Source organism: Methanoculleus marisnigri JR1 (genome assembly GCF_000015825.1).
Taxonomy (GTDB): domain Archaea; phylum Halobacteriota; class Methanomicrobia; order Methanomicrobiales; family Methanoculleaceae; genus Methanoculleus; species Methanoculleus marisnigri.
This window is the reverse complement of the sequence record NC_009051.1, coordinates 1350298-1376383: the sequence shown is the minus strand read 5'-3', so window position 1 is coordinate 1376383 and position 26086 is coordinate 1350298. Positions and strand designations below refer to the sequence as shown.

Genomic DNA, 26086 nt, shown 5'->3' with positions numbered 1-26086 from the left:
TTCTTATGCATGTAAAAACCCAAAGAGCGGATGCGGATTGTTGTTTGTCCTCCAATGCTGCCGGCGAAGGGGGTGGCGAATCAGGTTAACTACCCTAATTTAAGTAACTTAACACCCGATTGTCGTTTTGTCACAGAGGTGACAAAAAACATGACGTTGAAGTATGTTCCCACAACATGTCCTTATTGCGGCACCGGCTGCAGTTTCAACCTTGTCGTCCAGGACGGCAAAGTTGTTGGAACGGCACCCTACCGCCGCTCACCCGTGAACGAGGGAAAGGTCTGCCCGAAGGGCACCTACGCTCATGAGTTCGTGAACAGCCCGGACCGCCTGACGAAGCCGCTCATCAAGAAGAACGGCAAATTCGAGGAAGCAACCTGGGACGAGGCCTACGACCTGATCGCCCGGAAATTCAAGTCGTACAAGCCCGATGAGTTCGCGGCGCTTGCATCGGCCCGTGTCTCCAACGAAGAGAACTACCTGCTGATGAAGTTCACCCGCGGCGTCATGAAGTCCCGGCACATCGACCACTGTGCCCGTCTCTGCCATGCGTCCACCGTCGCCGGCCTCGCCGCCTCGTTCGGCTCCGGTGCGATGACCAACTCCATCCTCGACATCGCCGACTCCAAGTGTGTCTTCATCCTCGGGTCCAACACATTCGAGCAGCACCCCCTCATCGGCCGCAAGGTCATGCAGGCCAAGAAAAACGGTGCAAAAATCATCTACGCCGACCCACGCTACACCGCGACCGCAAAGCAGGCCGATCTCTACATGCCGTTTGTGTCCGGCAGTGATGTCGCCATCCTCAACTGCATGATGCAGGAGATCATCAAGAACGGCTGGGAAGACAGGGAGTTCATCGCCAACCGGACGAAGGACTACGAGAAACTCAAGGAAGTCGTCATGAAAGACACTTACAGCCTTGAGAACGTCTCGAAGATCTCCGGTATTCCCGCCGAAAGCCTCAAGACCGCCGCCGAGTGGTTCGGCACCGCTGAATCCTCAGCGCTCCTCTACTCGATGGGTATCACCCAGCACACCGTCGGCGTCGACAACGTCCGGTCGACCGCAAACCTCCAGATGCTCACCGGCAACCTGGGCAAGCGCGGCGGCGGCGTGAACGCGCTCCGTGGCCAGAACAACGTCCAGGGCGCCTGCGACATGGGTGCTCTCCCGGTCGTCTTCACCGGCTACCAGAAGGTCATCGACGAGGCCGCCCATAAGAAGTTCGCCGACGCCTGGGGCTTTTCCGACGGCATCTGCGAGCCGAAGAACGGCTACGAGGTCACCGTCATGATGGACATCCTGACCGACAATCCCGGCGAGCTCAAGTGCATGTACATCATGGGCGAGAACCCGATGCTCTCGGACCCGGACCTGACCCACGTCAGGCACGCCATTGAGAGTCTGGAGTTCCTGGTCGTCCAGGATATCTTCCTGACCGAGACCGCCGAACTCGCCGACGTCGTTCTGCCTGCGGCATGTTACGCGGAGCGCGACGGCACCCAGACCAGCACCGAGCGGCGTGTCCAGATGTGGCGCAAGGCCCAGGACCCGCCCGGCGAGGCGAAGGTCGACTGGCAGATCATCAGCGAGCTCGCCGCGAAGATGGGCTACGCTGCCCAGTTCCCCTACCGGAGTGCCGAAGAGATCTTCAGCGAGATCGCCGCCCTCACCCCGTCCTACCACGGGATGAACTACGAACGGCTCAACAAGCCTGAGGCCCTGCACTGGCCCTGCCCCGCAGTCGACCACCCCGGCACCCCGATCCTGCACATCGGCAAGTTCTCGCATCCCGACGGCATGGGCGTCTTTGCGCCCCTCGAGTGGAAACCGCCGGCGGAAGTCCCCGACGCGGAGTATCCGTTCGTGCTCACGACCGGCCGTGTCCTCTGGCACTGGCACACCGGCACCATGACCCGCCGGTCTGCAACGCTCGACCATGAGGTCCCGACCGGCTGGATCGAGATCAATCCCGAGGATGCGCAGGCGCTCGGCATCAAGAACAAGGAAATGATCCGTGCCGTCACCCGCCGTGGGTCCGTCGACGTCCCCGCGAGGGTGACCAGAGACATCATGAAGGGTGTCATGTTCATGCCGTTCCACTTCAAGGAATGTGCCGCGAACGTCCTGACGAACAACGCACTCGATCCCGTAGCAAAGATCCCCGAGTTCAAGGCCTGTGCTGTGAAGGTCGAGAAGATTACGGAGGCCTGAACATGGTAGCTAAAGGCGATATGTTCTACACGTGGGCGGCAGACGCCGATGTGCTGAAGAAGGGGGAGTGCGGGGGTGCGATCACCGCCCTGCAGCAGTATGCCCTTAAGTCCGGTATGGTGGACGCAGTCCTTGCCGTCAGGAAGGGTGCGGACCTCTACGACGCGGTGCCGACCGTGATCACCAATCCTGCGGAGATCGCAGAGACGGCGGGCTCGCTCCACTGCGGAACGCTCCTGCTCTCGAAACTGGTGAAGGACTACCTCGATAACAACAGGACCGCGAAGCTCGGCGTCACCGTCAAGGGCTGCGACACGATGGGCCTCATCGAACTCGCAAAGCGGAATGCGGTCGATATGGATCGCCTCCTCCTGCTCGGCGTGAACTGCGGCGGCTCCGTCAGCCCGGTCCTGGCCCGCAAGATGATCCGCGAGAAGTTCGAGGTCGACCCTGATGCGGTCCACAAAGAGGAGATCGACAAGGGCCAGTTCATCATCGAGTATGAGGGCGGTCATAAAGGGATCAAGATCGACGATCTCGAGGACGAGGGTTACGGCCGCCGCAGCAACTGCCGCCGGTGCCTCTACAAGGTCCCGCGCCAGGCGGATCTCGCCTGCGGGAACTGGGGCGTCATCGGGGAGAAAGCCGGGAACGCCACCTTCGTCGAGGTCTGCTCCGAGAAGGGCGCAAAACTTCTGGATGCGGCCGCAAAAGCCGGGGCCGTCGCCACCGAGCCCGCGAACCCGAAGGGGATCGAGATCCGCGGCAAGGTCGAGGGAGCAATGCTGAATCTCGGCAACAAATGGCGGAAGAAGGACTTCGAAGCGCTCGCCTCCGACCTCTGGGGAACCATCGGCCGCGAGACCGGCCGGTGCATCAAGTGCTACTCCTGCATCGAGAACTGCCCGGTCTGCTTCCCGGTTGCCGATGAACTCAAAGGAAACTCCCGGATGGTCACTTCGGGAGAGGTTCCGCCGAACCCGATGTTCCATCTTCGCAGGTTTGCGCACATCTCGGACTCCTGCATCAACTGCGGCCAGTGCGAAGAGCTCTGCCCGATGGATATCCCGCTTGCGCTCTTCTCCCACGCCGTCAGGACCGAGGGCGACACTACGTTCGAGCCCAAACTCGGGAAGGCACCCTACACCAACTAACCCATTTTTTGCCTGATGCGGTATTCAGGTGCGCATCCCGGATCCGGTCGATTTCATGCTCCTGAATGCCTGTTCGGACAAGAATGGTCGATATCGTCTCAAGTTCCCGGCAAAAAGCATGCTTTGCCCCACACTTATTCATCAAAAAAGTGGGTGTTAATCACTATAGTTAAATATTCTGAACCCCGTATTTCTATGTATCCGAGGTTTTAACCATGGATCTCAAGTATGTACAAACTACATGCCCGTACTGCGGTACGGGGTGCAGCTTCAACCTCGTTGTGAAGGACGGGAAGGTTGTCGGCACACAACCTTACAAGCGTTCTCCGGTCAACGAGGGGAAAGTCTGCCCCAAGGGCACTTACGCTCACGAGTTCGTGAACAGCCCGGACCGCCTCACAAAGCCGCTCATCAAGAAGGACGGCAAGTTCGTCGAGGCGACCTGGGACGAGGCTTACGACCTGATCGCACAGAAGTTCAAGTCGTATAAGCCCGATGAAATCGCCTGCCTCTCCTCAGCCCGTGTCTCAAACGAAGAGAACTACCTGCTGATGAAACTGGCACGCGGCGTCTTCAAGACGCGCCACATCGACCACTGCGCCCGGCTCTGCCACGCATCCACCGTCGCCGGTCTCGCCGCCTCGTTCGGCTCCGGTGCGATGACCAACTCCATCCTCGACATCGCCGAGTCGAAGTGCGTCTTCGTCATCGGGTCCAACACATTCGAGCAGCACCCGCTCATCGGCCGCAAGATCGTTCAGGCAAAGCTGAACGGTGCAAAAATCATCGTGTTCGACCCGCGCTACACGCCGACCGCGAAGCAGGCGGATCTCTATGCATCCTTCTACTCCGGCACCGATGTGGCCGTCCTCAACTGCCTGATGGGAGAGATCATCAGGAACGGATGGGAGGACAAGGAATGGGTCTCGAAGCGTGCAAAGGGATACGAGGAACTCAAAGCGACGGTGACGAGCGACACCTATCTCCCCGAGAACGTCGAGAAGATCTCCGGCATTGCTGCTGCGGACCTCAAGACCGCAGCCGAATGGATCGGTACCGCTGAATCCTCCGCGCTCCTCTACTCGATGGGCATCACCCAGCACACCGTCGGCGTCGACAACGTCAAGTCGACCGCTAACCTCCAGATGCTGACCGGAAACATCGGCAGGCGTGGTGGCGGCGTGAACGCACTCCGTGGCCAGAACAACGTTCAGGGCGCCTGCGACATGGGTGCGCTCCCGGTCGTCTTCACCGGCTACCAGAAGGTCATCGACGAGGCCGTCCACAAGAAGTTCGCCGACGCCTGGGGCTTCCCCGACGGCATCTGCGAGCCGAAGAACGGCTACGAAGTCACCGTCATGTTCAACGTCCTGACCGACAACCCCGGCGAGCTCAAGGCGATGTACATCATGGGCGAGAACCCGATGCTCTCCGACCCGGACCTCACCCACGCGGAGCACGCACTCGAGCAACTCGAGTTCCTGGTCGTCCAGGATATCTTCCTGACCGAGACCGCCCAGCACGCAGACGTCGTGCTGCCCGCCACCTGCTACGCAGAGAAGGAAGGTACCCAGACCTCCACCGAGCGGCGTGTCCAGATGTGGCGCAAGGCCCAGGACCCGCCCGGCGAGGCGAAGGTCGACTGGCAGATCATCAGCGAAGTGGCGGCCGCCATGGGCTACGCCGACCAGTTCCCCTACCAGAGCGCCGAGGAGATCTTCAACGAGATCGCCGCCCTCACGCCGTCCTACCACGGGATGAACTACGAGCGGCTCAACCGGCCCGAAGCACTCCACTGGCCCTGCCCCACGGAAGACCACCCCGGCACACCCATCCTGCACATCGGCAAGTGTTCGCACCCCGATGGCATGGGCGTGATGCACCCCATCGAGTGGAAACCGCCGGCGGAAGTCCCCGACGATGAGTACCCCTACATCCTCACCACCGGCCGCTGCCTCTGGCACTGGCACACCGGGTCCATGACCCGCCGCTCCGCGACCCTCGATACCGAGGTCCCGACCGGCTGGATCGAGATCAACACCGAGGACGCAAAAGAACTCGGTATAGCGAACAAGGAGATGGTCCGTGCGACCTCCCGCCGTGGCACGGTGGACGTCCCCGCGAAAGTGACCGACGAGATCAAGAAGGGCGTCATGTTCATGCCGTTCCACTTCGCCGAGTGTGCAGCGAACAGACTGACGAACAACGCACTCGACCCGATCGCGAAGATCCCTGAGTTCAAGGCCTGTGCTGTGAAGGTCGAGAAGATTACGGAGGCCTGAACATGGCAGCAAAAGGCGATATGGTCTACGCATGGGCAGCTGACGCCGCCTGCCAGGAGAAGGGCGAGTGCGGCGGAGCGGTCACCGCTCTGCTGACGCACGCGCTTAAATCCGGCATGGTGGACGCTGTCTTTGCCGTAAAGAAGGGACAGGATCTCTACGACGCCGTCCCCACGCTCATCACCGACCCGGCCGAGATCGCACAGACGGCAGGCTCGCTCCACTGCGGAACGCTCCTGCTCTCGAAACTGATCAAGAAGTACCTGGACGGCGCCGAGAACATGCGGATCGCCATGCCGGTAAAAGGCTGCGATGCGATGGGCCTCTACGAGCTCGCGAAGCGCAACCAGGTCAACCTGGACAACGTCCTGATGATCGGTCTCAACTGTGGTGGGTCCGTCAGCCCGGTCGCCGCCCGGAAGATGATCCGCGAGAAGTTCGAGGTCGACCCCGACGACGTCGTCAAGGAAGAGATCGACAAGGGCCAGTTCATCATCGTCACGAAGGACGGCCAGCACAAGGGCATCTCGATGGACGAACTCGAGGAGGCAGGCTACGGCCGCCGCAGCAACTGCCGCCGCTGCAAGATGAAAGTCCCGCGCCAGGCGGATCTCGCCTGCGGCAACTGGGGCGTCATCGGGGAGAAAGCCGGGAACGCCACCTTCGTCGAGGTCTGCTCTGAGAAGGGTGCAAACCTCCTTGATGCAGCCATAAAGGCCGGAGAACTCAAGACCGAGGCCGCGAACCCGAAGGGTATCGAGATCCGCGGCAAGGTCGAGAACGCGATGCTGAAGCTCGGCGACAAGTGGCGGGCGAAAGACTTCGAGGGCCTCGGCGAGGGCAAGGAGCGCCTGAAGAAGATCATGGACGCGACGAGCCGGTGCATCAAGTGCTACGCCTGCATCGAGAACTGCCCGATCTGCTACTGCGTCGAGTGCAGCACGAAGAAGGCTTACCTGGTCGAGCCCGGTCAGGTTCCGCCGCCCTTCATGTTCCACCTGATCCGGTACGCTCACATCTCGGACTCGTGTATCAACTGCGGTCAGTGCGAAGAGAACTGCGCGATGGATATCCCGAACGCGCTCTTCATGCACGCCCTGCAGGTCGACCTTCAGGAGATGTTCGGCCACACCCCGGGTGTGGACATGGAGCTCCCGGTGCTCGCGCTCGTCGAGGAACAGACGGAACGCAAGCGTCTCTCCGACACCGGCAGCGACCAGATCTTCAACATCTTCGAGTAAGATCTCCCCCTTCTTTTTTTTGCTAGATTGCGGCCGGTTAGCTGCGGTGCCGACAGTACGTCACCGGCAATCGATAAGCCCACATCGTCCCTCCTCCTCGCGCCTTCGCGCTCTCGAAGAACTTTGTTCTCCTCGAACTCCGGACGTCCCGTCCGTCGCTCTTCGCGTGAGTGATGGGGCAAGGATAGTGATCCGGCCTTACGCCAGGAACGCGAAGTCTGTCCGGGTATCGGCGTTCACTCTCGTAGGTCTCCCTCTTCTGGGTGGTGGCGGCAGGCGAGGGCAGTATCCGGAAACGTCGATGAACAGAGTTTGCGTGTAGAAAAAGAGGAGATAGGCCGGTTCACGGAACCGTGTGGGAGAGGGGCGGAATTGCGCTCTGGTCGGAGAACGTCTCCTCGTGGCCGTCCGGGAACCGGACCACCGTCAGGCCGGGGGAGAGGTCCGTCTCGACCAGCGATGCAAACCAGTATCCGTCGATTATCTCCTGCGCCCCGGTGAAGTCGAGTCCCGGCGTCGAGTAGGCCCGTCCTTCGTCGGTGCCGTTGATCTTCGCGAACTCCCGGACAGAGAACGTTGCGGTGTCGCTCCCGGCCGAGGTTACCGTTACGGGGACCCCCAGCGCGTCCTCGAGCGCGGCCTTCAGCTCCCGCTCCGGATCGGAGATCTTGAAGAAGACGGCGATTGTCTCGACCCACGAGAGGGTGTAGTTAAAGGTGATCTCCGCGCTCCCGTCCTCTTCCACGACAATAACAAGATTGTCTGCACTAAAAGCCCCGGCCGGTGCCGCCATAAGCGCCAGGATCAGGAGGGAGGCGACCAGAATTTCGCTTTTCATTCTTGTACCTCGGTGAACCGTATACTGTTTGGGAATTTAAACGTTTGGAACACCCCTCTCTGTGTTCAACAACCCGATAACCGATTTTTTGTGTCGTATTCTGCCGAAAATACAATATCTCGAACGATACGGGCGAACGAGGCCTCTGGCATCATGGGATGCACCGCTTCCCGTGCCCCGGCACAGGGATCTCCGCGTGCAGCCCGTTTCCGATCAGTGCACCTGTAGCCAGAGGTGCAGGTTGCGGTAGCCGGCACCGGTGAGATTGTTTTTGGGGATGTTGTCGGGTGGCTCCTCCTTGAAGAGGAGGAACTCAAGCCGGTTCGTATCCGGGTCCGTGATCTGGAAGGAGTAGGGCTGCTCGACGGTCCGGTTGTGCGGCACCGTGACGGAAAAACGGTCGAGGAGCGTCGCCGAGAAGATCCTCGACTGGTTCGTCGCGTTATTGAATCTGCTCTCGACGGCATACGTCTCCACCGTGTAGGTGATATCCTGGTATTCGTGGTTCCCGATCCCGATGATGACCGTCTGCGGCGTTCCGGACATGAACTCGGTCGGGTAATCGGCTGCTTTTCCTCGCGGCCCGAGTACGTAGAACTCGGTGAACTTCTCGCCCTCTTTCGGGACCGCGATGACGAAGACCGTCGTCGCGACGGCCACGAGGACGGCGGCAATGAGGACGACGCTTAAGACCCGGTCGAACCGGGACGGGGAACCGCCGGAGAACTCCTCCTTTATCGCGGCGAGGTACGTGCCGAAACGAACCGTTAAACGGCTTTCTTCTGGAAGTTCTCGGCGTCGGAACTGCGCGATAAGGCCGACGGCGAGACTGAATGCCAGGAGGGTGATGGCGATGGAGTCGAGCCGGATACCCCAGGACGTGTAGTTGAGCGCGAAGCCGAAGAGCGGCACGGCGGCGATGGAGAGGCCGAGCGAGAGGGCGATGCGCTCTATCCCGTCGAGGTCGCCTCTTGCCGGGAAGAGGGCCGCGGTCAGGAGATAGCCGGGGATGAAGAGGATGAACGGCAGGACGAAGACCACACGAAGGGGGCTCTCGCTGATGATTGGGGCGTAGATGCCGGCAAGGGCGAGGAAGGCCCAGAGATAGACGCCTTTTATGTCCAGCGGGATGGTGCGGGGATCCAGGGAACCGATGAGAAGGCCTGCGGTGGTTTCGGCTGTCATTCTGTTACCCCATAAAAAGCCATGGTATAAATAGGTTCTCCGGTGAGGGCCCGTTTGGGGGATACGAACCCCTGGAGCCCATGAAGAAGGGGCTGCGAGAAAAAGCAGCACCTTTTAATCGAAGCGCGACCAACCCGCATTCATATGCCCCGGGAAGACTGGGACGATCGGGCGTTCACCGGACTGGAAGCGGCCATCGTCTTCATCGCCTTTATCGTCGTCGCAGCGGTCTTTGCGTACGTCGTTCTCGGGGTGGGCATGACCACGTCGCAGAAGAGCCAGGAGACGATGCATGCCGCTCTCGGGGAAGCCGGATCCGCCCTCCGCCCGGGACAGTCGGTCATCGCCAAGCTGGATAACAATCAGGGTTTTCTTGATTCCATAGAGTTCGATCTCGAGACCGCGACCGATCTCGCCGTCATCGATATGGGGAGCATGACCTACACCGTCGCCACGAAGAAGACTCTCGTCACGTTCCCCCCCGGCGACCCCGCCGTAACCGTCACCTGGCGGTATCCGGAAGATGGCGGACCCCTCCTTGAGACTGGGGAGGTCGTCACGGTGAGACTGGAGATGGAAAGTGTTGAGGTTGGACGCGGAGACACGTTCACCCTCCAGATGACCGCCGCAGGGGGAGAAACCGCTGCGCTGACCAGAAACGTTCCCGCCGGTATTGGAAAGAATGTCTACGTCGAACTCTTCTGAAGCCGGGTTCACCGGACTCGAGGCTGCGATCGTGCTCATAGCATTTGTCGTCGTTGCAGCCGTCTTTGCGTACGTCGTCCTGGGGGCGGGTATCCTCTTCTCCGAGGAGAGCCGATCCGTCGTTCACCAGGGCATCCAGGAGGCCGGGTCGAGCCTCACCGTGACCGGCTGCGTATACGGCGTCAGCAGCACTCCCGGAATCATACATTCCATCATCGTCCCGGTCGGTCTCACCGCCGGCAGCGAGCCGATCGATATCACCACGGTATCCGTCCGCCTGATCGGCTCCACGCATAAGGAGACGGTTCGCCGGAATGATCCTCTCATCGACGTCGTTCCCGCAGTCGGGCGCTGGAGCGTCCAGGAGCGGTTGAACGCCGACTCCGATCACCTTCTCGAGGCCGGAGAGCTGTACGTGCTGAACGTCTCACCGGACGGCAAGTCGGATTGCACGGCGTACCGGACGTTTGCCGTCGAGATCAAACCGGCAGGAAGGCCGGCACTCCGGGTGGAGAGGACGGTGCCGGGCAGCGTCACCACGATCACCCGGCTTGACTGACGGCTTTATTCGGCATCCAGGAGATCCTGGTGCCGTATAGCCCCGACAACCCCGACTGCCGCCACCGCTGCGAGCAGCAGGTAATCCTCCGACCCCGCTCCGGTCATCAGGACGCTCTCCGGGCCGCCGGCCGCCCAGGCGAGGAGGGAGGCGAGGGCGAGGATTCCGAGGAGTGGGACGGAGACGCGGACGAGTGCCGCGGCGAGCCTGGAAGTGCCGGACCCGAGGCCCCTGCAGGCGGCGAGAGCGATACCGGCCGATGCCGCGAGAAATACCCATTCGGAGAGCGACGACACTTCCGCCAGGATGGCGCCGCCGAAGTAGCCGGTGTACTCGTAAGCCTCGTACGGGCCGAGGAGCGGGAAGTACCAGGTGACGGGCATCGCCCACATCGCGTCGATGACCTGGTGGGAGAGTGCGCCGGTGGCGACGGCGAGGAGCGCAAAGGATTCCCGTCTCCGGTATAGGGCGATGCCCGCAACCGCGAGGAGCGCGAGAAAGAGCAGCCCGTGCCCGAATATCCGCCCGGAATTGAGCGTGCCTGCAAGAAGAATGTGGCCGACCGGTTTGTCGATCAGGTCGGGGAGGACGGCCCCGAGAGCACAGAAGCCGATGAGCCGCCGGTCGCCCAGGCGTCCGGCGATCGCGAGGCCCAGGATGAGGCCGAGGAAGAGGTGGCAGGCGACGAACACTTTTCATGAAGACGATGCCGGTGGTTATATTCCTGCTGTTCGGGGTAGGGTAAACGATATGGGGGGAGAGCGCCGATAACTCTCCGGATTATGGCAACGCCCGACAGAGAGGAGGTCCTCATCATCTTCGTATCGTTTCTCATCGGCAGCGCGGCGGGGTGGTGGAGCCGCATGCACTGGGGCGGCGGCCTCATTGCCGTCGCAGTGACGCTTGCCGGAACCGTCGCCGGCTATCTCATCATCGTTGCCGTCCTCCGGGCCACGGGTCACTCGATCGGGTAGCCGGGGTGAACCCGGCGGATCAGGTGGCCGCGGAGTGGCCGGGGCGGCGTATGCGGCCGGTATCGTGTTCCGGCGGGAGATCCGTTCCCTGCTGTTCCCGCACCCGCCCGCCTTCGACCGCGACGACGCGGTCGGCGATGGTCAGGAGCGACGGACGGTGGGAGACGAGGATGGTCGTCCGGTTCCGGACCAGGAGCCGGAGCGTCCGGCGAATCTGCTCCTCGGTCTGCATGTCGAGCGCGGACGTGGGCTCGTCGAGGATAAGGATGGGCGCGTCTTTGAGGAACGCTCTCGCAATGGCGACCCGCTGCCGCTGACCGACGGAGAGCTGCGTCCCGCGCTCCCCGACGACCGTCCGGTATCCGTCCGGGAACCCCGTGATCTCGTCGTGGATCTGCGCTTTCCGTGCGGCATTGACGACCTCCTCGAAGGTGGCCTTGGGCCTGCTGTAGCGGATATTGTCCTCGATGGTGGTGTGGAAGAGGAAGAGGTCCTGTGAGACGAGCGATACCTGCCGCCGCAGCCACCTCGGATCGAGCGATGCAAGATCGTGGCCGTCGAGGGTGATCGTGCCTTCCTGCGGCGAGAACGCCCGGAGGATCAGGTTCACGAGCGTCGTCTTCCCGGCACCTGTTCTCCCGACGACGGCGACCACCTCGCCGGGACGGATGACGAGGTTTGCGTCCGCGAGAACCGGTTCCGACTCCGTATAACCGAACCGAACGCCGGAAAACTCTATCCTGCCCTGCACCGCGGCGGGCACGACCCCGCCGCCGGACGGCTCCCCGTCCATCGAGAAGAGTTCGCGCAGGCGGGCGGCGGACGTCGCCGCAGGCTGCATGACGACGGGGAAGGCGAAGAAGGTGTTGACGGTGGGAGCGAACGTCACGACGTAGACCGCGAACGCGACGAAGTCCCCGATGGTCATACCCCCGGCGAGCACCTCGTTCCCGCCGACCCAGAATACGGCGATCAGCATGAGCGACATCGTGCCGATCCTGAAGTACTCCGAGAACGCCGAGAGCATCGTGTTCCTGATCCGGGCATCGACCATCTTTGCAAGCGTCCCGGAGACCCGGTGCACCTCCCGCTCCTCCGCGGCGTGCGTTTTTACCGTGTCGATGCCGGAGATCACCTCCTGGATGTCGCGGGAGACATAGGCCTGCCGTTCGCGCTCCCGGTGGGTGGCGGCGCGGATCCGCCGGATGAAGACGGCGTTGACCAGGAGGTAGAGCGGGATGAAGGCGGCGACGACGAGGGTGAGCCTCAGGCTCAGGATGCAGAGGACGGCAAGGGTGAAGACGACGTAGAGGCCGTTTGCGACGATCAGGGGGAGGTACTGGGAGACGGTGTACTGCAGGATCTGGACGTCGTCGGAGAGGCGGGACATGATGTAGCCGGTCTGCTGCGACTTGAAGTACGAGATCGGGAAACTCAGGACGTGCTCGACGAGAGCGGTCTGGAGGTTGAAGGCGTAGCCTTCCCGGAACCGGGCCGTCCAGTAGTTCCGCAGCAGGTCCATGCCGCCGGTGAAGAGCCCGAGCACCAGGAGTGCGGCGATGAGGGTATCGAGCGACGAGAGGATGGCGCCGGCACCTGCAATAAGGGTATCGGGGGCCGGGGTCTCCCCGAGCAGGATATTGTCGATGAAGAACTTGATGCTGAGGGGGAGGACCGCCTTTGCGGCTGCAACGAGCGCCGTCGCCACGAGGGCCAGTACGCCCAGACTCCAGATCGGCCGGGCGAACCGGAGGAAGAAGCCGAGATCGGAGAACCGGAGGTCCTTCTTCGCCGTCGCCGGCTGCTGCATGATCTCCCGGGTGAAGGCGACGGTGCGCCTGCAGTAGTCTGTGATGCTCATGGTTACAGTCCGGTTGCGGAGCGGCGAGTCTGAGGCCGGATTCCGGAGGGTCGCTCTCCGGTCTTACGCCACGTCTCCGTTGCAGTTCCATACCTTGCTGGCGTTATAATACCTGTGCTCCGCCGGCCGGGGCGAATCGAAACGGGTAAACCAAGACGGGACGAGATCCCCATATGACAGCGTGTGCCGTCGGGCGCTGGAAAGGGGCGGTCCTGGGAGCACTGGTGATCGGTGCGGTCTCGCTCCTCGGTCGCTCGGGTCTCCTCCCGGACCCGGTGATGACGGTGGCGTTCCTCTTTTGCGGGGGGCTCGTCGCCGGGCTCTTCACCCCGGGAACGATCAGGGACGGCGCTCTCTCCGGTGCCGTCTGCGGGGTGATCGTGGCGCTGATTATGGCCTCCGGAGTAGCCCTCATGAGCCTGGTAGAGAGCAGTCCGCGGTATCCCCCGCCCTGGATGACCTTTCTCTTCTACGCCCTCATCCTCACGGCGCTCTTCCTTCCCTACAACGCCGTCGGCGGGGCGGCCGGGACGGCGGTGCGAAACGGTCTCCGGAGGAGCAGCACCGGGGAGGGTGAGCGGGGCCGGTGGGTCGGGATCGGCATCGGCACGGCCGTCATCGCCGGGTCGTCTCTCTTCGTTGCCTTCCTCGGCCCGCTGCTCCTGGCTCCTCCGCTCGTCGGGGGGTTCATCGCGGGGTACGCTGCCGGGCCGAGACCGGAGGACGGCCTCGAGGCCGGGCTTGTCGCGGCGCTCTTCGGTACCGGCCTTTTTCTGCTCCCGTTCCTCTGGACCGCGTCGCATGCTGAGGGGTTCGTCGCCGGGCTCGCGGGGATGGCCGCGATCGCCCTGGGACTGCTCTTCCCTCTCCTCGGGACCGCCGCCGGGGTTGCCGGGGCGGTTTTCCGGGCGAGTTTTGGGAAAGAGCAGGGCAGGAACTTGAGAGGGCCTGAGGGTTAAGGGGGAGGCTCCCTTCACCCCTGTAGAAGGTGCTCGCGATCTTATAGAGGTCCATATCCACCGCCTCGAGGTTTGCCGCTGCACCACCCCATAAGCCTACGATCGGCCGGGGCAAACCAGAAAGGCTATCGTGCGGCGCGGTGAGAGTCTCCCATGGTTTCATTCGACGCTGGCCGCTTTTCCGGGGTGATTCCGGGAGCGCTGGCAGGCGGCGGCGTCTTTCTCCTCGGCCGGTCGGGTCTCCTCCCGGACCCGGTGATGACGGTGGTCTTCCTCTTTTGCGGGGGGCTCGTCGCCGGGCTCCTCACCCGGGGAAGGGTCAGGGACGGGGCCGTCGCCGGCGCCGCCTGCGGGGTGATCGTGGCGCTGATCGCGGCGGCTTTCACGAGCCTGTCGGAGGGAGACCCTTCGGTCCTGTCAACCTTTGCGTTCTACGCCCTGATCTTCACGGGGCTCCTCCTCCCCTACAACGCCATCGGCGGGGCAGCGGGAAGAGCGGTGCGCAGCGCTCTCCAGAGAGACGGTGCCGCCGGGACGGGCGAGCAGGGCGGGCGGCGCGGGATCGCCGTCGGCACGGTCGCCATCGTCGGTCTGGCCCTCGTATCCGGTCTCCTCAGTCTGCTGCTGGTCGTGGCCGCACCACTTGCCGGCGGATTCATCGCGGGGTATGCTTCAGGGGACAGGCCAAAAGATGGCCTCGAGGCCGGTTTCGTCACGGCACTCTTCGGGGCCGGCCTCCTCTTCTTCATCCCGTTGCTCTGGACCGCGTTGCACGATTTCGGGTTCGCCGACACGTTCGAGGGGATGGTCGTGATCGCCCTGGTGTACCTCTTCACCCTCCTCGGGACCGCCGGGGGGGTTGCCGGCGCGGTTGTGCGAGGGAGTTTTGGTGAAGGTACGGGTGATGGTGGGGCGGGTTGAAGAGATCGGTTCCGATAGCCTCAGGCTAATTCGCACGTGGGCGACAGATGTAACCTTCCGGGCAAGGTCTCTCTTGGGGGAGGGGGAGACCCCCTCCCCGGCCCCCACAGCGAAGACCTTCGGTCTTCTCGTGTTCGCTTTCGCTCACACAGCGAAGACCTTCGGGTTTCTCGAACTCCTGCCGTTCCGGCAGTCGTTCCCCCGTGGCGATATCCACCACGGTCCACCACACAGGGTCAGCCACGGACAAAACAGGTTTGGGTTACCCCGAAGTCCCCACCTTCGGTCAGTCGGTCTCTCATGCACGGCTTTCGTGGGGATATCGCCACGCACTGCCCCCGCCCCAGGGGCGGGGGAGGAGGCCGGAGGCCGGGCGGGGTGGGGGTTACGGGTAGAACCTTACGGGTAGAGACAGGGGAGGGGGAGACCCCCTCCCCGTCAGCCCCACCCCAATGGCGATACTCCCACGGTCCACTGTATTTGGATTTATTATCGCTTCGGATGTCGTGTCAACCGCAACGAACCCTGCCGCTCGCTTCGCTCCTCCCGATATCCAGATCCCGATCCAGCCTGCAACACCGGGTGCAACGCTATCCGCATGCCATAAGAGCACGTTTCAGGGACTAAAAGCGATTGGGGGGATCCCCTTGCATCACCCCCCGTAAAAGATGCTCGCGATCTTGTAGAGGTCCATATCCACGGTCTTGAGGTTCGCCACCGCCTCTTCGAGCGGGACCGCGACGATATCGTCCCCCCGGAGCGCGACCATCTTCCCGAAGTCTTTCTCCTTGATGAGGTCCGCCGCCGCCACCCCGAACCGGGTCGCGAGCACCCGGTCGTGCGCCGTCGGGGAGCCGCCGCGCTGGATGTGCCCGAGCACCGTCACCCGCACCTCCATGTCGAGCCTCTTTTCGAGTTCGTCGCGCAGGTAGTTCCCGACACCGCCGAGGGTGACGTGGCCGAACTCGTCCGTCCGTGCGGACTGTGCGATCGCCTCCGCCATCCCCTTCGGCTGGGCGCCCTCGGCTACCACGACGATGCTGAACTTCTTCCCCCGCTCGTAGCGCGCCCGGAGGTGGTGGGTGACCTCGTCGAGGTCGAACGGGATCTCCGGGATCAGGATCTCGTCGGCTCCACCCGCGATCCCGGCCACGGTCGCGATCCACCCGGCGTGCCGGCCCATCACCTCCACGACCATGACGCGGTGGTGCGACTCCGCCGTCGTGTGGAGACGGTCGATCGCCTCCGTGACGGTTGCGACGGCGGTGTCGAACCCGAAGGTGTAGTCGGTTGCACCGACGTCGTTGTCGATGGTCTTCGGGACCCCCACCACCGGGATACCCATCTTCGAGAGTTTGTTCGCGACACCCAGGGTATCCTCGCCGCCGATCGCAACGATCGCGTCGATCCCGAACTTCCTGATGTTGTCGCGCAGCCGCTGGACGTCGGCCTCGTTCTTGAAGGGGTTCGTCCGCGACGTCCCGAGGATCGTCCCGCCTTTCGGGAGGATCCCGGTCACCGAGTAATCGGTGAGCGGTTCGACGTTCCCGGCGACCAGCCCGAGCCATCCGTCCCGGATCCCGATCGCATCGAACCCGTGCTTCGCTCCCGTCCGCACGACCGCCCGGATCACCGCGTTCAGGCCCGGGCAGTCGCCTCCTCCCGTCAGTATGCCGACTGTCGTCATCCTAACACCTGCCTCCCGTGCAGATCTCGTTTGCCTCCTCCACACTCGCATCGTCGAGGGTGATCGCCGATATCGCGTTGCAGAACCGGACAGCCTCATCAAGCGACCGCTGGTGAATGTTCCTGCCGGTCGCGTTCCCGACCGTGCCGCCGATATGAATCTGGTCGTGGAGCTGCTGCAGGAACTCTTGCATATCGGCATGCGACCCGCCGGCACAGACGACACCGGTCCTGCCTGCGGCCGCCACCGCCTCCCTGAGCAGCGCAGCGTCGACCGATTTACCAACTTTGGGCGGGTTCACCTTCGCGAAGTCGGTCCCGAGGGTCGCCGCGACACCCGCCGCGCCCGCGATCAGGTGCGGGTCCCGCTCGTCCTTGACCGCCTTGCCGCGAGGATACATCCAGAGCACGGTGATAAGGCCGTTCTGGTGCGCGTTGTTGACGATCTGCGCAGCCTGGTAGAGCATCATCGCCTCGTATTCGCTCCCCAGGTAGACCGTGTAGCCGACGCCGAGGATCGAGAGCCCCGTCCGGTCCCGGAGGTCGACGACCTGCCGGACAAGATGGAGTTCCGAGCTGAGCGGGTCGCGCTGGGAGGTCCCGACCAGATTGGTCTTGGAGTTGAGCTTGACGAGGTACGGCACGTCACGGTAGTCCCCGCCGTACCGGGCGATCATCCCGAGCTGCGTCGCAAAGACCCCGATCCTCGCCCGGCTCGCAATCCGGAAGAGGTGTTCGGGATCGGCATCCTCGGGGTGGATGCCTTCGCCGAAGAAATCGTCGTTGAGGTGCTCGACCTTCTGGTCACCGGCAAAGAGCATCAGCCTCCCGGTGCCGTGCGTGATCGCACTGTAATTCTCCCGGTACCTCTCCTGCTCCTCGGAAGGCACATCGAGAGGGATCCTGATATCGGGTGCAGGTGGCATACCCCTTCCTCCCCATCCCTACATACTTAAGTGTTGCTGGAATCCCGGGAGAACAGCGTGGAGGGACGAATCGGATGCCGGGGGGACCGGGTATCCGGCTTACGTTCCATGCCGGGACGTGGCGGGATCCTTCGCGGAGAGGCGCAAGTATGTCGCCGCCGGTCAATCGTCCTCAATTGAAGAGGATTTAACAACGTTTATTTTGCTCTCCGTCAGAATCATTTGTAGAGTACCCGGCGCTGTTCTTCCGGCCGGAGACGGTGCCGCACAATGATCCAGGGATAGCCAAATGGACGTTCTGCCAATACTTATCGAGTGGTTTCCATATCTCCTTTCCGGCGTTGCCTCTACCCTCGGTCTTGTCCTGGCCGCCCTCGTCCTCGGCCTCCTTCTCGGGCTGCCCATGGCGCTCGGCCAGGTGTACGGCTCCCGGCCGGTGCGCTGGGCCGTCGGAGTCTATGTCTGGTTCTTCAGGGGCCTCCCCATCCTCGTCCTGCTCTTCCTCTTCTGGTTCGGCATATTCCCCGGGCTCGGGCTCGGTAATCTCTCGGCGTTCGTCGTCGGAGCTGTCGTGCTGGGCCTCCGGGGAGCGGCATACCAGTCCCAGATCTTCCGGGGAGCCATCCAGTCGGTCGGGGAAGGGCAGATGATCGCAGCGCGATCGCTCGGGATGAGCAGACTCACCGCCATCCGTTCCGTCATCCTCCCCCAGGCGATGCGTATCGCTCTTCCCGGATGGTCGAACGAGTATCCCAATATCCTGACCGACTCGGCGGTCTGCTACGCGATCGGGGTCGTGGAGCTGCTCACCATTACGTCGCGGATGGTCACGCAGACCAACATAACCATGCCTGTCTATCTCGCCACGGCGGGGATCTTCATCATCTTAAACTACGGGGGCCTCAAACTCCTGCACAGGCTTGAGGCGAGGATAGCAATCCCGGGATTCGGAACCGGAGCGATGTAGAGCATGAACAACAACGACATTGTGTTGAGAGTCGAGGACATACACAAGTCCTTCGGGGGTAACGAGGTGCTGCGCGGGGTATCGTTCGACGTTCGCCGCGGCGAGACGAAGGTCTTCATCGGTCCCTCGGGGACGGGGAAGAGCACGCTTCTCCGGTGCATCAACCAGCTGACGCCGCCCGACCGCGGGACGGTCTGGCTTGACGGAGAGGAGGTCACGAGCTCGGGGGCGCGGATCAACTACTTCCGGCAGAAGATCGGGATGGTTTTCCAGAACTTCTTCCTCTTCGACCACCTCACCGCGTTTAAAAACGTCGAACTGGCGCTCTTGAAGGTCAGGGGCATGGGCAAAGCGGAGGCACGCGAGAAGGCCCTCACCGAACTCCGGCAGGTGGGGATGGAGGACTGGGCCGACCACTATCCGGCCGAACTCTCCGGCGGTCAGGCCCAGAGGGTATCCATCGCCCGGGCGCTTGCCATGGACCCGGACGTCATCCTCTTCGACGAACCGACCTCCGCGCTCGATCCCGAACTGACGAGGGAGGTGCTCGAGGTCATGAAGAAACTTGCCCGCAACGGGATGACGATGCTCGTCGTCACCCATGAGATGGGGTTTGCCTGTTCGGTTGCAAATGAGGTCCTCTTCATGGAGAACGGCGTGGTTGCCGAACAGGGGTCGCCGGACCTGCTCCTGCATGACTCACGGTTCACCCGGATGAAGGACTTCATCGGCCGGATCGATTCCCGGATGGAGGACTGAGGAGCGGCATGGACCTGGCAGTCTTCGTCTTCGATATCCTCCTCCCGGCACTGATGCAGGGGCTGGTTGTAACCCTGCAGCTGATCGCGTGCTCCGCCCCGTTCGGCCTTGCGCTCGGGATCGCCGTTGCGGTGGGGAGGCAGTACGGCAACCCCGTTATATCCTGGATCTGCAAGACATTCGTCTTCCTCATCAAGGGCACGCCGCTCCTCCTTCTCCTCTTCATCCTCTACTTCGGCCTCCCGGCGGTCGGGATCACCTTCACCGCGTTCGTGGCATCGGTGGTCGGGTTTATCCTTTGCAACGGGGCGTATAACGCCGAGTACATCCGGGGCGCCCTCATATCGATCAAGGAAGGCCAGATGGTTGCCGCCCAGGCGCTCGGGATGACCCGGTGGCAGGCGATCAGAAACGTCATCCTGCCGCAGGCGCTCCGCCGGGCGATACCGGGGCTTTCGAACGAGTTCATCTACCTGATCAAGTACTCGTCGCTTGCCTACATGATCACGGTGATCGAACTCTCCGGGGCGGGGAAACTGGTGGCGACGAAGTACTTCACCTACACGGAGTCGTTTGCAGCCGTCGGCATCGTCTACCTCGTGCTGGTGACGATCACGACCTTCGCGGTCAATATCCTGGAGAAGCGGGTGGCCGTCCCCGGAACGACCCGGGCCACCGCCGCGGCTCAACTGTAATTTTTTTGGTGCAACTGGCTGCAGATGCTCAGCCCATCACACGTTTAGTAGTTGCCCACGAAGGCCCGGGCATGGATTTTCAGTGTGCTGCGCATCTAACGATGCTCGAAGGACGCTCTCTGAGGAGTATTCTACTGCGCACCTGGCGGTGTTCATGCCTCGGACGTTCTGTCCATCGCAAGTCCAGGACCTTTGGTCTTCTCCAGCGATGTCCCGTAGGGGCATCGCCTATCGCCACGCACTGCCTCCGCCCCAAGGGGCGGGGTGCGGCGGGTCGTAGAGCCGGAGCATGAGCACCGTAGGTGCGGGGAACGACTGCCGGGAGCGTAGCGGACGGCAGGAGTTTGAGCACCGTAGGTGCGGGGAACGACTGCCGGGAGCGTAGCGGACGGCAGGAGTTTGAGCACCGTAGGTGCGGAGTGCGATGCTCTGAAAGAGCGGAGTTGAGGCACCGTAGGTGCGGAGTGCGATGCTCTGAAAGAGCGGAGTTGAGGCACCGAAGGTGCGGAGTGCGATGCTCTGAAAGAGCGGAGTTGAGGCACCGAAGGTGCGGAGTGCGATGCTCTGAAAGAGCGGAGTTGAGGCACCGTAGGTGCGGAGTGCGATGCTCTGAAAGAGCGGAGTTGAGGCACCGTAGGTGCGGGTGAGGAGGCCGGAGGCCGGGTGGGGTGCGACGGACGGGACGTCCGGAGCCTGAGAAGACCGAAGGTCTTCGAGTGGGGGTTATAGACCGGTAGTGCCTCATGAGACAGGGGAGGGGGACACCCCCTCGAAACTCTTCGAGTTTCTCAAGCTCACTTCGCTCGCACTTCCCACCTAACGGTGGTCGAGCTCCGGTTCTACGAACCGTCGCACTCCCCGTCAGCCTCACAGCGAAACCTTTCGGGTTTCTCGAACTCCGCTCCTGTGAAGCGTCGTTCCCCCCATGGCGATAAACGATGCGTGCCCGAAGGGCAGGCGGAGTTCGAGCACCGAAGAACGACGTTCCTTCAGGAACGGAGTTTGAGCACCGAAGGTGCGAAGGTGCGAGTCTCCCACGGTCCACTGTACCTGGACACGAGGGGGAAAAGTAGGTCTGGCCTACAATGCGTCTCTAAAAAGATGTAGCAGCTCCATTTCTCCATCCCACCCTACCGCCGGTGCAAATGCCGGTGATGAATATCGGGCTGGTGCGGGTGCTCGTGGGCGAGTTCGGCATGGGCGTGCACATGGGAATGCTCGCCGGCCGCCGAGAGCGGCGGGTCGCCGGCCTCGTGGTCATGGTCGTGGTGTTGGTCGTCGTGGCGGTGGCGGTGCTCGTGGACGACGCCCGGGTGCCGGTGAGGGTGCGAATGCTCCTCGGAGATCATCAGCCAGGCCCCGATGGCCATGACGGGCAGCGCGACGTAGAAGGCGCCTGCCGGAAGTTCGGCGAAGAGCAGGAGCGAGAAGAGGACGCCGAAGAACGGGGAGACGGCAAGGAGCGAACCTGCCCGGGCTGCACCGATGCCCCGGAGGGCGAGGAGGAAGAGGATGCTCGTCAGGCCCCCGTAGCAGAGGAACCCGACCGCCATGGCGGCGGCAGCCGTGGCCGTGGCCGGGAGGTGCTCCCCGGCGGTGAGCGCGACGAGGAGCGTGACGGTGCCGGCGCCGATCCCCTTTACAGAGATGACGAGGAGGGGATCCTTCGCCGAGAGCCGCTGTCCCAGGTTGTTGTCGACCGCCCAGAAGAGGCAGGTGAGCAGGATGCCGAGTGCCGGGAGGGAGAGGCCGAGTCCGGCGGCCGGGTTCCAGGTGAGGAGGAGGCACGATGCGGTGATGCACCCGAGCGCAACCCAGACGCGGCGGCTCACCCACTCGCGAAAGATCGTCGCGGCAATCAGCGTCGTGGCAACGGCCTCGAAGTTCAGGAGGAGAGCCGCCGTCGCCGCAGGCGTTCCGGGGAGGCTGTACACCAGGGTGACCGGTGCGAGGAGCCCTCCAAAGAGCGTCACGCCGATGAGCCAGGGGATCTCCCCCCTCCCGGGCGGCGCCTCGACGTGGCTCCGCCGGGTTCCCGCCGCCGTTCCGGCGAGGGAGAAGAGCAGTGCGCCGCAACCGCTCCCGAGCGAGACGAGTGCGGCGAGAGCGAGCGGCCCGATATCGGCGAGGAGAAGTTTCGTGAACGGGGCGCTCCCGCCGATCAGGATCGCCGTCGCCAGCGCACAGAGGACGGGTGTCCGGTACTGTGTCAGGATGGATCCGTTCTCTACAGCGGCGGGTTTACGCGGGTACAGGAGAGTTGCCTCCGGGATGATTGAATGTCGTGAAAAAGGAGGGACGAGTCGTCCCCGGTTACTTCAGGTTGTGTTTCTCTTTGAGTTCTTCCCAGTAGGGATCGGCCTGCAGTTCCGCAATCCCCTCGTTCATGAACTCGAGGAGCGCAGTGTCCTCCTTTCTGATGGCGACGCCGAACTGCTCCTGTTCCTGTGTCTCGACGGAGCCGATGGTCTTCAGCGGCTTGCCTGCGATGATGTCCTGGATGGAGACGTCGTCATACATGACCGCGTCGATCCTGCCGATCTCGAGGTCGCTGACGGCAGCCGGTGTGTCGGGGTAGTATCTCAGGTTGTCCTTGGACATCTTTCCGGTCTCGACAAGGTTCTCCTCGATCCAGATGGCGGCAGTGCATCCCCGCTGCACTCCGATGATCGCCTTTCCGGCAAGAACGTCATCAAGCGTCACGTTCGAGTCTTCGCGGGCTACGACGTCCTGGTTGATTGACCAGTAGGGGTTGCTGAAGTTGACCTTCTCCAGCCGCTCGGGGGTGATCGACATCCCGGCATAGACCATATCGATCTTTCCTGCCTGGAGAGTCGGGATGATGGCGTCCCAGTCGACCGCCATGAACGTCACTTCGATGCCCTTCTTCTCGGCGATCCACTTCATGGAATCGACATCGAATCCCTGGGCGTTCCCGTCCTTGTCGATGTAGCTAAAGGGAGGATACGCGCCGTCGATACCGACGACGTAGTCCGGTTCGGTGGTCGTACCGGTGCACCCTGCACCTGCGACTGCCAGCACTGCGACGATACATGCGAGCAGCGTGAGAATACCATACTTTTTCATAAGGGAAGGGTTAGTTAGACGAGTAAAATTAACCTTTTGATTTGGCGCTGCCGGAGGTGCGGTTGGCCTTGCAACCCGCGAAATCTCTCGTTTCGGAGCAAATATTCGCCGTCGCCGCCCTTCCGCCCGGACCGGTGCGGCCTCCGGCGTCCTGCCGGCGTTCACAGCAGGAGAGGTCCGGTCGCTTTCGGCCGGCACGGGGTAACCACCCCCGCCGCAGTACGGCCGATAGGTATTTATTGCATCTTACCCTCCTGGGGCCGCCTCCCGAAAAGGGAACGCAGATATGACGGTGAGCAGCATGAGAGGCATGAAAGAATCCGCCACGGGCGGGATGTCGAAAGTCGCCGGGTCCCTGCAGGAACTCGACCCCCGGATCATCGAACAGATCACGTCGAAGATCAATTTCCCCGCATCGAAAGACAACCTTATCTCCCAGGCGAAGGAGAGCGGAGCACCCCAGGGCCTCCTCGACACGTTGAACCAGTTTGAGGATAAGCAGTACAACAGCCAGGAAGACATCAAATCAGAGTTTCAGAAGGTCCAGCAGAAATAACCCTTTTTTCAGCCGCACACAGGCGCCGGAGGCGGCACCTGCCCCTGAATAAACCGTTTCTCAGGGCGGCGCTCCGTGCCGGGAGCCATGCAGGCAGCCGGGCCGCACCGTACCCGGGAGCGCTTCAAGGGCACGGATCGCTCTGCCGGAAAGGTCCGCGACCCGCCACCTATATCTGGTCACCCGGTGCATGGCGCCGCATGTTCATCATCGGACACCGGGGGGCGCGGGCTCTCGGGCCGGAGAACACCCTGAGGGCTCTCCGAAGAGGTATGGCGTGCGCCGATCTCGTCGAGGTCGACCTGCGTCTCACGCGGGACGGCATCCCGGTCGCGATCCACGATGCAACCCTCGACCGGACGACGGACGGGACCGGGCCGGTCAAGGGCTATACCCTCGAAGACCTGGCCGGACTGGACGCGGGCGAGGGCGAGACGATCCCGACGCTCCGGGAGGTTCTCGCCCTCGTCCATAGTGATACCGGGCTTGTCGTGGAGCTCAAAGAGCCCGGGACGGAGGCGGTCATCGTCTCGGTGATCATGGACAAAATGCCGGAACGGCTTTTCCTGGTCTCGTTTCACCCCGCAAGCGTTGCGGCGGCAAAGAACCTCCTCCCGGGGGCGAAGGCGGGCCTCATCTATTCTGAGGAGACCGGCGATCCCGTGGCGCTCGCCCGCTCGGTGCAGGCCGACCTCATCCTCCCGCGATGGGACCGGGTCTCGCGCGAACTGGTGGAGGAGGCGCACGCGGCCGGGCTGCTCGTCGTCCCCTGGCTCTTGAACACGGAGGACGATGTCCGTGAAGAGCTCCGGCTCGGCATCGACGGGTTCTCCAGCGACGATCCCTGCGCTGCCCGGCGGTACCTTGATGTAGCGGTCAGACAAGCGTCCCCGGGAGGTGCTTGAGGAGCCACGCTTTCACCTCGACGTAGAGGCTCCCGGCCGCCTCGTCGAGGGTGTGCCCCGCCCCTTCGTAGACGACCAGCCGCCGGGGTTCGCCGGCACGCCGGTAGACCTCCTCGGAGGAGCGATGGGAGAGAACCGGGTCTCTGTCCCCGTGCACCAGGAGGGTCCGCCTGACATCCGTTGGGCGCACGTCGATTTTCGCATCCTCCACTTCAATCGCAGCCGTCCCGAGCATGGGGAGCAATAGAGATCGGGTCTATTTGTCCTTTGCGGCAGGGAGGCTTTTGCGCGCCCGGGTAGGGAGCGATCCCGCGAAACCGGGGTAGCGTTCGTAGACCCGTGCGGAAAGTACATTACTATTGATTACAAATTATAAACTACGATGGATAAAATTGGGCACAGACTCTTCCAGCATACCGGAGATTCTTCTCAGAAATCCGTTCCAGATAGGCACGCTGCGATCCCCGATCCCGGGGAGTCCGATGCCGACCTCCTCGACGCCTACTCCCGCGCCGTCGTCCGGGTCGTCGAGTCCGTGGGCCCCGCGGTCGTGAGCGTGGTCGTGGAGAAGAACTCCCCCGGGCGGCGCGGCGAACAGGTGGGAGCGGGCTCGGGCGTGGCCGTATCGCCGGAGGGCTACATCCTGACCAACAACCACGTGGTGCAGGGGGCGGGGAGGATCGAGGTCAGGACGGCGGACGGCACCGCTCTTCCCGCACGCCTGGCCGGGGCGGATCCGGCGACCGACCTCGCCGTGCTCCGCGCCGATACCGGGGATCTCGTCTACGCGTCGTTCGGCGACTCCGGGAAGCTCGCGGTCGGCCAGCTCGCGATAGCCATCGGCAACCCGCTCGGCTTTAACTCGACCGTCTCGACGGGAGTCCTGAGCGCTCTCGGAAGGGCGTTCCGGAGCCGGGACGGCCGCCTGATCGAGAACATCATCCAGCACACCGCTCCCCTGAACCCCGGCAACTCCGGCGGCCCGCTGGTGGACTCCCGCGGCCGGGTCATCGGGATCAACACGGCCATCATCCCGACAGCGCAGGGTATCTGCTTCTCGATCCCCTCGAACACCGCCTCGTGGGTTCTCCCGCAGCTGGTCGCCGACGGCAGGGTCCGGCGCGGCTACCTCGGTATCGCCGGCCAGTCGCACCCGCTCCCGCAGCACCTCGCTCTGGCGCTCGGCCTCGCCGCGAACCAGGCGGTCGAGGTCGTCTCGGTGAACCGGGTCAGCCCCGCCGGCCGGGCCGGGCTCCGGGCGGGAGACCTGATCGTGGCGATCAACGATACCTGCGTGACCTGCGTCGACGACCTGCACCGGTTCCTTGCCGCCTGGCCCATCGCGGAACCGGCAACCCTGAAGATTGTCCGGGACCGGCGGCGGATCACGCTCCCGATCATCCCCGCGGAAGCCGCCGCGTGCACCGTTGCCGGGTGAAGCGGGGAAGGGTTCGCCCCTCTCTCCCGGGGTCTCGAGGTGCAACGGCAAGCCACGGATTGACATGTTTCACCCCATGCGAAGTGCGACGGATAACGTCTGGAGCTTGAGAAGCCGTCAAGCTTCGAGCCGCGATGGGACGAAGGCCGTCGTTGTGCGACAAACAAGCAA

Annotated in this window: 24 protein-coding genes; 15 read left to right on the top strand and 9 right to left on the bottom strand. The window is 63.0% G+C overall.

Annotated features, from left to right (window positions below):
• Positions 1-150 precede the first annotated feature (150 nt).
• The 4 genes from fdhF (MEMAR_RS06770) (at position 151) to MEMAR_RS06755 (ending at position 6894) form a co-directional block, all read left to right on the top strand.
• Positions 151-2217, top strand: coding sequence for a formate dehydrogenase subunit alpha (gene fdhF, locus MEMAR_RS06770; protein WP_011844221.1), 2067 nt, complete (start codon positions 151-153; stop codon positions 2215-2217).
• 2 nt (positions 2218-2219) lie between these two features.
• The gene (locus tag MEMAR_RS06765; RefSeq protein WP_011844220.1) at positions 2220-3371 is read left to right on the top strand and encodes a Coenzyme F420 hydrogenase/dehydrogenase, beta subunit C-terminal domain; all 1152 of its coding nucleotides are present in this window, start codon (positions 2220-2222) and stop codon (positions 3369-3371) included.
• 215 nt (positions 3372-3586) lie between these two features.
• Positions 3587-5653 carry a formate dehydrogenase subunit alpha gene (gene fdhF / locus MEMAR_RS06760; RefSeq protein WP_011844219.1) on the top strand — a complete coding sequence of 689 codons (2067 nt, stop codon included), beginning with the start codon at positions 3587-3589 and terminating at the stop codon, positions 5651-5653.
• Between the two features lie 2 nt (positions 5654-5655).
• Positions 5656-6894, top strand: a complete 1239-nt coding sequence (locus MEMAR_RS06755) for a Coenzyme F420 hydrogenase/dehydrogenase, beta subunit C-terminal domain (RefSeq protein WP_011844218.1) — start codon at positions 5656-5658, stop codon at positions 6892-6894.
• A 343-nt stretch (positions 6895-7237) separates the two neighbouring features.
• Here the strand turns inward: MEMAR_RS06755 and MEMAR_RS06750 are convergent, their stop codons facing one another.
• On the bottom strand, positions 7238-7732 hold the full coding sequence (locus MEMAR_RS06750; RefSeq protein WP_011844217.1) for a hypothetical protein: 495 nt from the start codon (positions 7730-7732) through the stop codon (positions 7238-7240).
• A 213-nt stretch (positions 7733-7945) separates the two neighbouring features.
• Positions 7946-8917: a DUF1616 domain-containing protein gene (locus tag MEMAR_RS06745; RefSeq protein WP_011844216.1), complete on the bottom strand. Its 972-nt coding sequence runs from the start codon at positions 8915-8917 to the stop codon at positions 7946-7948.
• A gap of 144 nt (positions 8918-9061) precedes the next feature.
• Here MEMAR_RS06745 and MEMAR_RS06740 point away from each other — a divergent pair, with 144 nt between their 5' ends.
• Entirely contained in the window at positions 9062-9622 is a 561-nt protein-coding gene (locus MEMAR_RS06740) for an archaellin/type IV pilin N-terminal domain-containing protein (protein WP_011844215.1), read from the top strand.
• Positions 9600-10181 carry an archaellin/type IV pilin N-terminal domain-containing protein gene (locus MEMAR_RS06735; RefSeq protein WP_011844214.1) on the top strand — a complete coding sequence of 194 codons (582 nt, stop codon included), beginning with the start codon at positions 9600-9602 and terminating at the stop codon, positions 10179-10181. Before MEMAR_RS06740 ends, MEMAR_RS06735 begins: the two co-directional genes overlap by 23 nt.
• A gap of 5 nt (positions 10182-10186) precedes the next feature.
• Here MEMAR_RS06735 and MEMAR_RS06730 read toward each other — a convergent pair whose 3' ends face one another.
• On the bottom strand, positions 10187-10873 hold the full coding sequence (locus MEMAR_RS06730; protein ID WP_011844213.1) for a metal-dependent hydrolase: 687 nt from the start codon (positions 10871-10873) through the stop codon (positions 10187-10189).
• Between the two features lie 90 nt (positions 10874-10963).
• Here MEMAR_RS06730 and MEMAR_RS06725 point away from each other — a divergent pair, with 90 nt between their 5' ends.
• The gene (locus tag MEMAR_RS06725) at positions 10964-11155 is read left to right on the top strand and encodes a hypothetical protein (RefSeq protein WP_011844212.1); all 192 of its coding nucleotides are present in this window, start codon (positions 10964-10966) and stop codon (positions 11153-11155) included.
• Positions 11156-11174: 19 nt separating this feature from the next.
• On the opposite strand, the gene MEMAR_RS06720 is transcribed toward MEMAR_RS06725, so the two are convergent.
• Positions 11175-13016: an ABC transporter ATP-binding protein gene (locus tag MEMAR_RS06720; RefSeq protein WP_011844211.1), complete on the bottom strand. Its 1842-nt coding sequence runs from the start codon at positions 13014-13016 to the stop codon at positions 11175-11177.
• 173 nt (positions 13017-13189) lie between these two features.
• Here MEMAR_RS06720 and MEMAR_RS12460 point away from each other — a divergent pair, with 173 nt between their 5' ends.
• Positions 13190-13975, top strand: a complete 786-nt coding sequence (locus MEMAR_RS12460) for a DUF5518 domain-containing protein (RefSeq protein WP_011844210.1) — start codon at positions 13190-13192, stop codon at positions 13973-13975.
• A 153-nt stretch (positions 13976-14128) separates the two neighbouring features.
• Positions 14129-14896: a DUF5518 domain-containing protein gene (locus MEMAR_RS06710; RefSeq protein WP_011844209.1), complete on the top strand. Its 768-nt coding sequence runs from the start codon at positions 14129-14131 to the stop codon at positions 14894-14896.
• A 652-nt stretch (positions 14897-15548) separates the two neighbouring features.
• On the opposite strand, the gene MEMAR_RS06705 is transcribed toward MEMAR_RS06710, so the two are convergent.
• Positions 15549-16583 (bottom strand): 6-phosphofructokinase, encoded by a 1035-nt coding sequence (locus MEMAR_RS06705; RefSeq protein WP_011844208.1) that lies wholly within the window; start codon positions 16581-16583, stop codon positions 15549-15551.
• A gap of 1 nt (position 16584) precedes the next feature.
• Entirely contained in the window at positions 16585-17508 is a 924-nt protein-coding gene (locus MEMAR_RS06700) for a beta/alpha barrel domain-containing protein (protein WP_011844207.1), read from the bottom strand.
• 289 nt (positions 17509-17797) lie between these two features.
• Here MEMAR_RS06700 and MEMAR_RS06695 point away from each other — a divergent pair, with 289 nt between their 5' ends.
• From MEMAR_RS06695 to MEMAR_RS06685, 3 genes are read left to right on the top strand one after another with little or no spacing between them, the layout of a single operon-like run.
• The gene (locus MEMAR_RS06695) at positions 17798-18475 is read left to right on the top strand and encodes an amino acid ABC transporter permease (RefSeq protein ID WP_011844206.1); all 678 of its coding nucleotides are present in this window, start codon (positions 17798-17800) and stop codon (positions 18473-18475) included.
• Between the two features lie 3 nt (positions 18476-18478).
• Entirely contained in the window at positions 18479-19234 is a 756-nt protein-coding gene (locus tag MEMAR_RS06690; protein ID WP_011844205.1) for an amino acid ABC transporter ATP-binding protein, read from the top strand.
• A gap of 8 nt (positions 19235-19242) precedes the next feature.
• Entirely contained in the window at positions 19243-19929 is a 687-nt protein-coding gene (locus MEMAR_RS06685) for an amino acid ABC transporter permease (RefSeq protein ID WP_011844204.1), read from the top strand.
• Positions 19930-21059: 1130 nt separating this feature from the next.
• On the opposite strand, the gene MEMAR_RS06680 is transcribed toward MEMAR_RS06685, so the two are convergent.
• Together MEMAR_RS06680 and MEMAR_RS06675 are read right to left on the bottom strand one after the other, a co-directional pair.
• Positions 21060-22091 carry a DMT family transporter gene (locus MEMAR_RS06680; RefSeq protein ID WP_245526664.1) on the bottom strand — a complete coding sequence of 344 codons (1032 nt, stop codon included), beginning with the start codon at positions 22089-22091 and terminating at the stop codon, positions 21060-21062.
• A 151-nt stretch (positions 22092-22242) separates the two neighbouring features.
• Positions 22243-23016: an ABC transporter substrate-binding protein gene (locus MEMAR_RS06675; RefSeq protein ID WP_011844201.1), complete on the bottom strand. Its 774-nt coding sequence runs from the start codon at positions 23014-23016 to the stop codon at positions 22243-22245.
• Positions 23017-23326: 310 nt separating this feature from the next.
• Here MEMAR_RS06675 and MEMAR_RS06670 point away from each other — a divergent pair, with 310 nt between their 5' ends.
• Together MEMAR_RS06670 and MEMAR_RS06665 are read left to right on the top strand one after the other, a co-directional pair.
• On the top strand, positions 23327-23572 hold the full coding sequence (locus MEMAR_RS06670; RefSeq protein ID WP_245526561.1) for a DUF2795 domain-containing protein: 246 nt from the start codon (positions 23327-23329) through the stop codon (positions 23570-23572).
• Positions 23573-23772: 200 nt separating this feature from the next.
• Entirely contained in the window at positions 23773-24477 is a 705-nt protein-coding gene (locus MEMAR_RS06665) for a glycerophosphodiester phosphodiesterase (protein WP_011844199.1), read from the top strand.
• On the opposite strand, the gene MEMAR_RS06660 is transcribed toward MEMAR_RS06665, so the two are convergent.
• Positions 24449-24712: a serine aminopeptidase domain-containing protein gene (locus MEMAR_RS06660; RefSeq protein WP_048063782.1), complete on the bottom strand. Its 264-nt coding sequence runs from the start codon at positions 24710-24712 to the stop codon at positions 24449-24451. The genes MEMAR_RS06665 and MEMAR_RS06660 overlap by 29 nt on opposite strands.
• A 147-nt stretch (positions 24713-24859) precedes the next feature.
• Between MEMAR_RS06660 and MEMAR_RS06655 the strand changes: the two genes are divergently transcribed.
• The gene (locus tag MEMAR_RS06655; protein WP_011844198.1) at positions 24860-25915 is read left to right on the top strand and encodes a S1C family serine protease; all 1056 of its coding nucleotides are present in this window, start codon (positions 24860-24862) and stop codon (positions 25913-25915) included.
• Positions 25916-26086: the final 171 nt, after the last annotated feature.

Coding starts and splice junctions, on each gene's coding strand:
- fdhF (WP_011844221.1), top strand. CDS start 151: ATGACGTTGAAGTATGTTCCCACAACATGTCCTTATTGCGGCACCGGC.
- MEMAR_RS06765 (WP_011844220.1), top strand. CDS start 2,220: ATGGTAGCTAAAGGCGATATGTTCTACACGTGGGCGGCAGACGCCGAT.
- fdhF (WP_011844219.1), top strand. CDS start 3,587: ATGGATCTCAAGTATGTACAAACTACATGCCCGTACTGCGGTACGGGG.
- MEMAR_RS06755 (WP_011844218.1), top strand. CDS start 5,656: ATGGCAGCAAAAGGCGATATGGTCTACGCATGGGCAGCTGACGCCGCC.
- MEMAR_RS06750 (WP_011844217.1), bottom strand. CDS start 7,732: ATGAAAAGCGAAATTCTGGTCGCCTCCCTCCTGATCCTGGCGCTTATG.
- MEMAR_RS06745 (WP_011844216.1), bottom strand. CDS start 8,917: ATGACAGCCGAAACCACCGCAGGCCTTCTCATCGGTTCCCTGGATCCC.
- MEMAR_RS06740 (WP_011844215.1), top strand. CDS start 9,062: ATGCCCCGGGAAGACTGGGACGATCGGGCGTTCACCGGACTGGAAGCG.
- MEMAR_RS06735 (WP_011844214.1), top strand. CDS start 9,600: ATGTCTACGTCGAACTCTTCTGAAGCCGGGTTCACCGGACTCGAGGCT.
- MEMAR_RS06725 (WP_011844212.1), top strand. CDS start 10,964: ATGGCAACGCCCGACAGAGAGGAGGTCCTCATCATCTTCGTATCGTTT.
- MEMAR_RS06720 (WP_011844211.1), bottom strand. CDS start 13,016: ATGAGCATCACAGACTACTGCAGGCGCACCGTCGCCTTCACCCGGGAG.
- MEMAR_RS12460 (WP_011844210.1), top strand. CDS start 13,190: ATGACAGCGTGTGCCGTCGGGCGCTGGAAAGGGGCGGTCCTGGGAGCA.
- MEMAR_RS06710 (WP_011844209.1), top strand. CDS start 14,129: ATGGTTTCATTCGACGCTGGCCGCTTTTCCGGGGTGATTCCGGGAGCG.
- MEMAR_RS06705 (WP_011844208.1), bottom strand. CDS start 16,583: ATGACGACAGTCGGCATACTGACGGGAGGAGGCGACTGCCCGGGCCTG.
- MEMAR_RS06700 (WP_011844207.1), bottom strand. CDS start 17,508: ATGCCACCTGCACCCGATATCAGGATCCCTCTCGATGTGCCTTCCGAG.
- MEMAR_RS06695 (WP_011844206.1), top strand. CDS start 17,798: ATGGACGTTCTGCCAATACTTATCGAGTGGTTTCCATATCTCCTTTCC.
- MEMAR_RS06690 (WP_011844205.1), top strand. CDS start 18,479: ATGAACAACAACGACATTGTGTTGAGAGTCGAGGACATACACAAGTCC.
- MEMAR_RS06685 (WP_011844204.1), top strand. CDS start 19,243: ATGGACCTGGCAGTCTTCGTCTTCGATATCCTCCTCCCGGCACTGATG.
- MEMAR_RS06675 (WP_011844201.1), bottom strand. CDS start 23,016: ATGAAAAAGTATGGTATTCTCACGCTGCTCGCATGTATCGTCGCAGTG.
- MEMAR_RS06670 (WP_245526561.1), top strand. CDS start 23,327: ATGAAAGAATCCGCCACGGGCGGGATGTCGAAAGTCGCCGGGTCCCTG.
- MEMAR_RS06665 (WP_011844199.1), top strand. CDS start 23,773: ATGTTCATCATCGGACACCGGGGGGCGCGGGCTCTCGGGCCGGAGAAC.
- MEMAR_RS06660 (WP_048063782.1), bottom strand. CDS start 24,712: ATGCTCGGGACGGCTGCGATTGAAGTGGAGGATGCGAAAATCGACGTG.
- MEMAR_RS06655 (WP_011844198.1), top strand. CDS start 24,860: ATGGATAAAATTGGGCACAGACTCTTCCAGCATACCGGAGATTCTTCT.